This window comes from Andreprevotia chitinilytica DSM 18519, assembly GCF_000711875.1.
GTDB lineage: Bacteria > Pseudomonadota > Gammaproteobacteria > Burkholderiales > Chitinibacteraceae > Andreprevotia > Andreprevotia chitinilytica.
In genome coordinates this window covers 1-4758 of record NZ_JONM01000002.1, presented here as the reverse complement: position 1 = coordinate 4758, position 4758 = coordinate 1, and the positions used below count along the sequence as shown (strand labels likewise).

Below are 4758 nucleotides of genomic sequence, written 5' to 3'. Positions count from 1 at the left end.
GTCGGAGTCGGAGTCGGAGTCGGAGTCGGAGTCGGAGTCGGAGTCGGAGTCGGAGTCGGAGTCGGCAGCAGTGTAGGCGTTACCGTTGGCGTGACAACGGGCGTTGGCGTCACGGGCACCGGGGTTGCGGTCGGTTTGGGTGTCGGTGTTGGCGTGACGGGAACGGGTGTCGGCGTAGCCGTGGGTTTCGGTGTCGGCGTCACGACCGGCGTCGGCGTGGCCGTCGGCTTCGGCGAAGGCGTAGAGGTGTGACCATCGTCGTCATCGCGGCATTCGCCGCCCTTTTTCCACAGCGATGCCGCATCGACCGGGTTCCAGCCCGCGCCGACATAGGCGGTATGTTTCACATAGGCGATGTAGACCTCACCGTGGTAGCTGACATGCTGACCCGCGTTGTATTCATACCCCTCTTTCCATTCCACACAGCCAATCGGCGGCGGGTTGACGCGGTTTTGCACTTGCCACAGATCGGGCGTCGCCAACGGGTTCCAGCCAGCACCGAGGTGGGCGGTATGGGTGACACGGGCGGTGTAGCGCTTGCCTTGGTAAGTCACCACCATGCCGGCCGCGTAGGTCTTGCCGTCTTGCCAGATGATGGGCGTGGTGTCGGCTTGCGCGACGTAATACGGCACAGCCGCGAACAGGCTGCACAGGGCGAGGGCCAGCGCGCTGCGGCGCAGGTGTTTGGCGTTCATGGTGTCTGCCCTGCTTTTTCTTAAGGTTGTGCCGGTGCAGACGCACCGCGTTGGGTCTGGACTTGCTGCAAGCTGATGGCGAGTTGCCCGGCCGGATCGCTGCTGTCAGTGCGGGTACGGCGGCCCATCAGGTCGAGCGTGTAGCTGATGGTGTTGCCGAGACTGTCGGCAATGCCGGTCAGCCGGTGCGCGGCGTCATAGCTATAAGTAATGCCGCTGCCATCCGGCAGGGTGACGTGGGTGAGCTGGCCAACGCTGTCGTAGCTGAAGCTGGTCAGCTCGGTGCTTTGCTGGCGGCTGGTCAGGCGGCCAAGCGCGTCATAACCCAGCGTGGTGGTGAGGCCGCTCGGATCGGTGTAGCCCAGCAGGTTGCCGTCGCCGTCATAGCTGCTGAAGCGCGTGATCTGGCCGAGCGCGTTGGTGAACGTGGTCAGGTGGCCGAGCACGTCATAGCCATAACTGGTGACATTGCCGACCGGGTCGGTGGCGCTGCTCACCAGCCCGAAGTTGCCGTAGGTCCAGCTCCAGCTGCGCGTCTGACTGTTGGCGGTGACGGTTTTTTGGGTCAGGTTGCCGCTGCTGTCATAGCTCAGGTTGGTGACGCGCACCGGGTCGGTGATTTGCGTCGGCAGGTGGAAGTTGGCATGCCAGACCGTGGCGATGGTGCGGGCTTGCGGCGTGCCGGCCGCTTCGGTGCGGCTGGTTTCCAGATTGCGGGCGGTATCGATCACATAGCTGGTCTGGCTGCCGTTGAAATCGGTGCGCTGGGTGATGTTGCCGCTGCCGTCGAAGCCGAGCGCATAGGTCAGCGTGGTGCAGCCGGTGCAGCTCTGTTGCAAGCTGTTCAGCAGCATGCGGTTGTTGATGGTCTGCATGCCGTATTGCTGGGTCAGCCCCACCGCATCGGTGACGGTGCTCTGGCCGAGGCTGTTGTAGCTGACCGTGGTGCTGTTCACACCGCCAGCAAGCTGGTTGTTGGTGGCGCGGCCTTGGCTATCGAAGCGCCAGCTGGCGTAACGGCCGCCGTTTTCATCGGTGATGCCGGTCAGCAAATGCGTCCAGCTGGTGTTCTCATACAGATACTGGCGGGTACTGGCGTCCGGGTTGGTCACGCTGGCGAGGTTGCCGTGGCTGTCGTAGCTGTAGCTATATCCGTGTCCAGCGGGCGTGGCGATGCTGACCAAGCGGTTGTTGGCGTAGGCATAGCTAAGCGTATTGCCGAAGCTGTCAGTGACGGTGGTCAGCTGGGCGCTGCTGCCATAGGTGAACGTGAGCGTGACGCCATTGCGGAAGCGAATGCTTTGCAGATGGAACACGCTGCCGGGCTTCGGGCCACCCGGACTGGGGTCGGAGAAGGTTTCCGTGGTGTCATCCGGCAGGGTGAGCGTCCAGATCGCGCCACCGAACATCAGCTTATAGCCCAAGCCATGCAGATCATTACCGCCATAGGGCGGAAAGCCAATCACCCGGCCATCGTGCAGCGCCAGCAGCGTCATCGGCGGCGGCGTCTGTCCTTGGCTGGGGTCATTGCCCGCAGGGGTCGTGGGCGCTGGTGGCGCGGGAATCGCGGGCGCGGTCGGCGATCCGCTCAAGCTGGAGCCATCTTGCAGGATGGTCAGCTCAGGCGTGTCGACAGGAACCGGGTCCGGCACATAGGGGGTGAGCTGGTCATCATATTGATGATGCCAACCTGCCCCCATCGAACCGCTGCCGTCGAGGCTGTTGTAGTAGCGGGCGATGGTCAACGGCGACGGCGCTGGTGCAGCCCAATCGACCTGGCGCTGGAAGTGATCACCGGTGCCCGCATTGATCGGGTCGGCTGCGCCCGGCGCGCCAAACAGCGCGCACTTCGGACAGGCGTTGTTCACGGCGATAGTTGAGTCGATCGTATTGGCCGCGCCGCGATAGCACTTCGAGGTCGGCTTCGGCAGATAGAGCATGCCGGGAATCGAGGTCGGATTCGGCCCCACGCCATTCAACAAACCGGTGTAGTTGTCGTGCAGGATGATGATGTGGCTGCCGCACGCACTGGCGAACAGGCGGTGCATGTTCAACGGCTGCTGCACCACCGTCTGATACATGCTGTACGGCGTAGCGGTGTAGCTGGTGCTGTTCCACTCCGTGACGGTCAGCGAACCGCTATCGCAGCTCAACAAGGAATAGTTGTAGTCGAACGTGCCATCGGCGTGTTGATCCGACGTTGCCGCCGCCTCGATGCCGATGACGCTCACGCCGTTTTGTGGATCACAGGTGCCGGCGTAGGTAAACGCGGCCCAAGCACAGCACAACACCATCAACACTCGTTGAAGCACAACGACTAACCGCATGGCCGACCTTGTAAGCTAAAACTTACCGCCTGCCGTAATACACCCCAGATTGGTCAAAAAACCAACTCATTCAGTGCCAAAACTCAGAGCGGTGAAATTTATTAGAAAGTAATCGCCGGAGATCATGCCAACCGCATGGTGTGTCGTCAATGCCGTTTATCGGGGGAAACCCTTATGTTCTCGCGCGCCACCTTCATTCCAACCGGCGTCACCAATGGGTGAGGCATTGGTGACGGCGCAGCCTTTTTAGTCCAGCGCCTCCCGCTGCACGACAGACCCTTGTCGTACCGCCCGATCAGCCACGATCACCGCCTGACAGGCATCGAGCTGATCGACGACGCGGTCTGCTTCGTCGGCGAGGTGGATAAGAAATTCAGCAGCCGCGTCTTGAAGTTCGGCGAGCGCTGCACCATCACTGCCGGGTCCAGTGTCGGTGGTCGCGGGCAGACATTGAGTGCTTGCGGTACGGATGGGGACTGACAAGCGCAGAGTGCCAGCCCGCAGGTCAGTAATAAGGCGATCACGCCGGGTCGTTTCATCTCGCAGTTGCTCCTGGTAACGATTGCCGATGCGCGCCATCTGGTCGGCGGCATCGTGTTCGAGTGCGCGGGCATGGGTTTGGGCATCGGCGAGCGCTTTGGCATTGGTGGTCTCCCGCTTTGCATCGGCCGCGTCTCGCCCCGCATCGATCAAATCGCGCCGCACCGATTCGTGCTGTTCGCCCTGCCCATAAAAAAAGGCCGCGAAGGCGGCCACGAGTGCGGTGATGGCCAGCCATCGCCAATACCAGGGGATCGCGATCATGTTGGCGCTCTCCCCTCACACACCGCCCGCTCGGCCGCACGCCGTTTCACCAGGCCGGGCAGCTGCTTGCCGCCCGCCCAGACCCAGCGGCTTAGTTCGCCGCAAGCACCGGCGTCATCGCCGGCATTGAACTTGCGGGCCATGCTGGAACCGCAGAGCTTCCCCGCGCCCACGTTGAACACAAACGACACCAGTGCCGCGCGTTGCCCAGTGGTCAGCGGCACGTGCACGCATTGATCGACCCCGGCATTGGCGGCGATCAGGTCGGCCTGCAGCAAGGTCTGGCATTCGCTTGCCGTGGCATCTGGCTGGCCCAGCCGCACGTCCTTGCCGGTGTGGCCATAGCAACGTGTCGGGATCTGTACCGGGTCGAGATAGGTTTTACGGCGCTCGCCCTCGAACGGCATCACGAGGCTGGCGGCCAGGGCGAGCGCGGCCAGCACCCCGGCAGACAGGGATCGCGTCAGGTTATTCATCGTCGCGCTCCTCACTGGCTTGGGTCGGGACAGGGCCGGGGCCACGCCGATGTTTGCGGATCACCCACGCGATCTGCAGCACGATGTAGATGAACGTGGCGATCTGGATCAGGTTGTTCATCGTCAACGACGCCAGCGCGGACAAGCCGAGCGTCAAGCTGGTTTTGGCGCCGACGAGGGCGGTGCTTTCTTCCTTCAACATGATTGCTCCGGGCATAAAAAAACCGGCTTGCGCCGGCATAGTTGGGGGGTGAGGGATTAGTACGGGCGGAGCTGGTCGCGCCCGAGCGGGTCGGGGACGTGCCGCTTCGCTAAGGTACTGACGTCGGTGTGGCTCTGGCCGGCCTTGACCACCGGCGCAATGCGGAACCACACCCGTTGGCAATCCCCGACCGGTGTCTCGACCAGCACCCCGGCCACATTCCGCAGTGCGCGCACCTGCGCCACCATCGGGAT

6 protein-coding genes are annotated in these 4758 nt (G+C 62.9%); all 6 read right to left on the bottom strand.

Annotation, left to right across the window (positions count from 1 at the left end; genetic code table 11):
• A partial coding sequence (locus BR41_RS25645) for a carbohydrate-binding protein (RefSeq protein WP_444541683.1) occupies positions 1-695 on the bottom strand: 695 nt, incomplete at its 3' end.
• Between the two features lie 20 nt (positions 696-715).
• Entirely contained in the window at positions 716-2989 is a 2274-nt protein-coding gene (locus BR41_RS22615) for a DUF6531 domain-containing protein (RefSeq protein ID WP_051709923.1), read from the bottom strand.
• A gap of 279 nt (positions 2990-3268) precedes the next feature.
• Positions 3269-3826, bottom strand: coding sequence for a lysis system i-spanin subunit Rz (locus BR41_RS02695; protein ID WP_035052656.1), 558 nt, complete (start codon positions 3824-3826; stop codon positions 3269-3271).
• Positions 3823-4302: a lysozyme gene (locus BR41_RS02690; RefSeq protein ID WP_035052654.1), complete on the bottom strand. Its 480-nt coding sequence runs from the start codon at positions 4300-4302 to the stop codon at positions 3823-3825. Before BR41_RS02690 ends, BR41_RS02695 begins: the two co-directional genes overlap by 4 nt.
• Positions 4295-4504, bottom strand: coding sequence for a hypothetical protein (locus BR41_RS02685; RefSeq protein ID WP_035052652.1), 210 nt, complete (start codon positions 4502-4504; stop codon positions 4295-4297). The genes BR41_RS02690 and BR41_RS02685 overlap by 8 nt, the downstream gene beginning before the upstream one ends.
• 56 nt (positions 4505-4560) lie before the next feature.
• On the bottom strand, positions 4561-4758 hold a 198-nt coding region (locus BR41_RS24500; RefSeq protein ID WP_035052650.1), incomplete at its 5' end, for a hypothetical protein.

Coding starts and splice junctions, on each gene's coding strand:
- BR41_RS02690 (WP_035052654.1), bottom strand. CDS start 4,302: ATGAATAACCTGACGCGATCCCTGTCTGCCGGGGTGCTGGCCGCGCTC.
- BR41_RS02685 (WP_035052652.1), bottom strand. CDS start 4,504: ATGTTGAAGGAAGAAAGCACCGCCCTCGTCGGCGCCAAAACCAGCTTG.
- BR41_RS02695 (WP_035052656.1), bottom strand. CDS start 3,826: ATGATCGCGATCCCCTGGTATTGGCGATGGCTGGCCATCACCGCACTC.
- BR41_RS22615 (WP_051709923.1), bottom strand. CDS start 2,989: ATGGTGTTGTGCTGTGCTTGGGCCGCGTTTACCTACGCCGGCACCTGT.